Here is a 4673-nt window from a genome sequence, read left to right as displayed (position 1 = left end):
GAGGTGTATAAGAGACAGGGGCGGCGGCATGGTGGGGTCGTTCGGCTTGAAGGGGCGCGTGCTGGTGACGGAGCGCTGGGGCGTGGCGGCGGAGGCGCAGGCGGGTGGCGCGCTGATGGGGCGGCTGTCGCTGGTGTACGCGGTGGGAGGTGACACGTGAGCGGTGGACTTCGTGCACTGGGCGCGCTGGGTGTCACGGCGGCGCTGCTGACCACGGGCTGCATGCGTCCCAGCGAGGACCGCGCGGTGCGGGACACGCGCGTGGGCCGGGCTGAAGCGGACGCATTGAAGGTGGAGGTGGAGGGCGGGCTCGCGTCGGTGCGGACGCTGGCGTCGGGGACGCTGGAGCTGTGGGGCCAGGCGCCGGTGTTCACCACGCGCGTCACGGCCGCGGCGGATGCGCGCACGGACTGGCTGTTCACGGTGCACAACGCGATGCCGGGCGCGGAGCTGGTGGCCGTGGACGGAGCGGGCTCGCCGCTGGACGTGGTGGCGCTGCCGGACGCGCACCCGACGGTGAAGGCATGGCGCGTGGCCCTGCGTCCGGGGACGGACATGCGCCTGACGGTGGCGCCGCCGGACTGGGACACGCGTGAGCCGTTCCGTTTCGCGGCGCTGGCGGACGTGCAGGAGGCGCTGTCGAAGGTCGGGGATGTCTACGCGAAGCTGAACCAGGACCCCAGCCTGCGCTTCATCTTCTTCGCGGGGGACCTGACGGAGTTCGGCACGCGCGAGCAGCTGGAGGAGTTCCAGCAGCGGCTGGAGGCGGACTCGCGCATCCCGCTGTACGCGACGCTGGGCAACCACGAGACCTTCACGGACGACGCGCGCGAGTACCAGCGGCTGGTGGGCCGGGCCAGCCAGCACTTCACCTTCCACGGCGTGCACTTCAGCCTGGTGGACTCCGGCAGCAGCACGGTGGATCCGCTGGTGGAGGAGGCGCTGGACGGCTGGCTGGAGGAGGCGCGCGACGCGGTGCACGTGGTGGCGATGCACATCCCCCCGTTGGATCCGATTGGCGTCCGGGGCGGAGGCTTCGCGGTGCGCAACGAGGCTGCTGGGCTGGTGGGGAAGATGGCGCGCGCGGGGGTGGACCTGACGCTCTACGGCCACATCCACAGCTACTATTCGTTCTCCAACGCGGGCATCCCGGCGTTCATCTCCGGAGGCGGCGGAGCGATTCCGGAGCGCTTCGACGGGGTGGGCCGGCACTTCCTGGCGGTGGACGTGGATCCGTCGGCGGGGGTGCGAGAGGTCGGTCTGGTGCGGGTGGATTGATCAGCGGGGTCGACATTCCGGCTGGTTAGAAGACCCCCTTGAAAGGACACTGAACATCTGGGCAGATAGGCGCCGTTCAAACGCCTTGTGAGGAGGCCTGTCCATGTTCGAAACCCCCGAGAACGATTCCATCTCCCCCGCGCTGCGCGCGCTGCTCGAGCTGTTCGCCACGGACCTGGCGGACGTGAAGTTCCCGGACGTGGACACGGCGGTGCTGGGCGAGTCCGCGGCGCACGTGCGTGAGAAGGCGGAGGCCGTGGCCCGGGCGCAGGCGGCGCTGGACGCGGCCCGGCACGCGCTGAACGAGAGCCAGGAGTCGCTCTTGCAGAAGGGCCAGCGCGCGCTGGCGTACGCGAAGGTGTTCGCGGAGGACGACGCGGACCTGGGCGCGAAGCTGGAGGCCATCCACCTGCCGCGTCCGGTGCGCAAGGGAGGCCCGGCCCAGGCGGAGCCGGTGGGCGCCACGCCGGGCAACGACGACAACGCCCCGCGCCGCCGCGGCCGTCCCCCGAAGCTGCGCCCGGTGGCCAACCTCTTCACGGACGGCGGCAACGGGCAGGACGGCGCGCAGGAAGAGGCCGCCGCGAGCCTGCAGTCGTAAGGCCGGAAGGCTTCCTGGCGCTTCAGGGTGGTTGGAACAACATCCCCCAAAAGGGGTAGTTATTTCAAAAAGACGCCTATGGTTGAAATAAGGCTGGTGTCCGCAGGCCAGTATTCCAATCCACTGACTGAAGAGGTCTCGAATGCGCTCCGGAAAGTACGTCCAGCAGCTTCAGGGCTACCGGGCGTTCATTCCTGCGCCGCTCCCTCCTGATCCTGCGATTCACCTGGATGGGGAGTTGACGCAGATGCTCAGTGCCGCAGACCGGGCGCTGGGCCGGTTGGATGGAGTCGCATCCATCCTTCCGAACCCATCGCTTTTTGTCGCGATGTACGTCCGCCACGAGGCGGTGCTCAGCTCCCAGATTGAAGGTACGCAGAGCACCCTGGAAGACGTCCTCGAATACGAGATGGATGCGCAAGGCGCTCACCGTGCGAAGTGTTGCCGCGCATCTTTGTTGATGGCCGGGTGATCCGGCTGGTTGATGGCCATCGCTGGAGGCGCGCGTCAGCGCGCCGCGCAGCGTGATGGGCATCGGGGGCGAGCGCGCGTAGCGCGCAAGCCCGTGATGCGCTCAAGCGCTACGGCTCATCGATTCCGACGGTGTCGAGCACGCGGGCCAGCGCGTCGCGCTCCACCAGCTTCTTCCTTCGCCGAGCGGCCTCGCGCAGCGCCGCCGTGGCGAGCCGGTCCACATCGCGCAGCGCGCCACTGGCGGCCTCGTGCAGCATGGCCAGTGCGTCCGAGGCGAAGAGTTCGCGCTCGCACCCGGCACGGGCCAGCCGCACTCGAAGGTACTCAGCAGTGTCCTCCGGAGTGAGTGGCTCGATGCGCAGCCGGGTGTGCAGGCGCGAGTAGAGGCTGCGGTTGTGCCGACGCACCATCCGCGACTCCAGCTCTGGCAGCCCGACGAGGATGAGCGAGAGCAGCGCGCGTGAGTCCCACTGGTAGTTGAGGAGGATGTGCAGATGGTCCAGCACGTCCTGGTGGAGTAGGTGGGCCTCGTCCAGCAGGAAGACGGGGTGCAGCTTCTCGGCGCCCAGTTGCTCGACGTGCGTCGTGACGGAGTAGAAGACGGCGGCGGCGGTGGCCGACGGCTTGAGGCCGAGCGCCAAGCACAGCTGGCGGTAGAAGTCCCGGCGGCCCAGGGTGGCGTTGTGGCAGTACGTCAGGCGGAAGCCCTGGGCCGGCAGCCGGTGTCGCAGCGCTCGCAAGACGCACGTCTTGCCCACGCCCGGCTCGCCGGTGAGCACGACGCTGGCGCGGTTCTTCAGGGCCTCGCCCAACTCCTCCACGAGGGCGGCCTTGGAGGTGGGCAGCCAGAGGTCCGCGTCGGATACCTCCTTGGAGAAGGGAGCGCAGGTGAGGCCGAAGTGGCCGAGGTACGCGGGCGTCATTCGTCACCTCCGTCCCGCTGCGCGTGCGCGAGGGGGCGGCCGACGGCCCTGTCCAGAAGCGCCTGGGCTGGCGCGAAGGCCGGGTGGCGTGGGGCTGTCTCGTCCAGGTGCGGTTTTCGGTAGGGCCTCTCTCTGCGGGCGTTGCGCACGGCGTCCACCGGGCGCAGGGGCAGCCGCTGGCCGTCCACCTCCACCCAGGGCGCCGCGTCGGCGTCCGCCAGGGTGCGGCAGATGAAGACGAGGCGACCCGCCAGGTGGCCTGCGTCCAACTCGTAGTCCACGCCATCCAGCGCCACGGTGGTGTCGCGGCGCACGCGCCGGCGGATGCGCACGGTGAGCGCATCGGCCAGGACCTTCTCGTCCAGCCCATCCGGCGCGCGCGGGTGGGCCCCGAAGACGGACGCGGGCGTGCGGCCGACGAGACTCGAGTGCGCGGCGGCGTGGTAGTGCGCGTCGAGGAAGGCCCACAGCCGGACATTGACGTCGTGCAGGCTGGCCACCGGCCCCAGGAAGTCCAGGCAGCCTTCGCGCAGCGTGCGCCAGAAGCGCTCCATTTTTCCGCGCGCCGGGGCGTCGTAGGGCCTGGCGTGCAAGAGGCTGATGCCCAGGCGCGCGCACGCGGTGGCCAGGGTGTCACCGCGGTAGGTGGCACCGTTGTCCAGGTAGAGCGCGTCCGGCTTGCCGTGACGGCGCAGCGCGCGCACGAAGAGGCCCAGCATGTCCACCTCCCTCTCGGAGTGGTGGGCCTCCAGGGCGACGACGTAGCGGCTGGCATCGTCCAGCAGGGCGTGCACGCGCAGGGGACGGGACTTGCCGCCCACCTCGAGCGCGGGGCCGTGGCAGACGTCCCCATGCCACAACGCCATGGGGCGCTCCGCCTGCCACCGCAGGCGCGTGCGACTCCCCGCTGAGTCGCGCAGGGCCACCCTGTCCAGGCCCTCCTGGTGGAAGAGACGGCGGACGGTGGAGGCGGAGACGACGCCCTCTTGCATGCGCCCGTCGGCCACCAGCGTGCGCAGGATGAGGGCGACGGACGCCGAGGGGTGCTCACGGCGGATGTCGCAGAGCAATTCGCGCAGCGGCCCCGGCACCTCCTGCGCCCGGCCCTTGTCGCGCCGGGGCCGGGGTGTCAGTCCCACCAGTCCCCGCTTGCGAAAGGCGTAGTACCACCGCTCCAGCGTCGGCACCGAGAAGCTGCGCGTCGCGTCCGCCCCCGGGGGCCGGAAGCGCTGGGTGGAAAGCTGCGCGAGCGCCGCAGCCAGTTGGCCGCGGTCGAGCTCGGCTTGAGTCAGGGCGCCGATGACTCCGTGGCGAAAGACGGCCACGGCCTCTGAGTGAGAATTGGGAGACAGCTCGTCCATGCACTCCTCCAGGTAGCCCGCCGCGAGGAATGGGAG

General features: G+C 70.3%; 5 protein-coding genes. 3 read left to right on the top strand and 2 right to left on the bottom strand.

Features of this window, described 5'->3' with window-relative positions; translation table 11 throughout:
* Positions 1-156: 156 nt before the first annotated feature.
* From D7X55_RS36055 to D7X55_RS36045, 3 genes are all read left to right on the top strand, one after another.
* Positions 157-1278: a metallophosphoesterase gene (locus D7X55_RS36055; RefSeq protein WP_233610273.1), complete on the top strand. Its 1122-nt coding sequence runs from the start codon at positions 157-159 to the stop codon at positions 1276-1278.
* A gap of 103 nt (positions 1279-1381) precedes the next feature.
* Positions 1382-1879, top strand: coding sequence for a hypothetical protein (locus tag D7X55_RS36050; protein WP_120553149.1), 498 nt, complete (start codon positions 1382-1384; stop codon positions 1877-1879).
* A 142-nt stretch (positions 1880-2021) separates the two neighbouring features.
* Complete coding sequence (locus D7X55_RS36045; protein WP_121725405.1) at positions 2022-2351, top strand: Fic/DOC family N-terminal domain-containing protein; 330 nt, start codon at positions 2022-2024, stop codon at positions 2349-2351.
* 109 nt (positions 2352-2460) lie between these two features.
* On the opposite strand, the gene D7X55_RS36040 is transcribed toward D7X55_RS36045, so the two are convergent.
* Complete coding sequence (locus tag D7X55_RS36040) at positions 2461-3276, bottom strand: ExeA family protein (protein WP_121725404.1); 816 nt, start codon at positions 3274-3276, stop codon at positions 2461-2463.
* Positions 3273-4673: DDE-type integrase/transposase/recombinase (locus D7X55_RS36035; RefSeq protein ID WP_304988912.1), on the bottom strand; the 1401-nt coding region annotated here is incomplete at its 5' end. The genes D7X55_RS36035 and D7X55_RS36040, both read right to left, overlap by 4 nt.

This window comes from Corallococcus sp. AB049A, assembly GCF_003668885.1.
Lineage (GTDB): Bacteria > Myxococcota > Myxococcia > Myxococcales > Myxococcaceae > Corallococcus > Corallococcus interemptor.
Note: the sequence above shows the minus strand (reverse complement) of the source record. Positions and strands in the feature narration are given on the sequence as shown.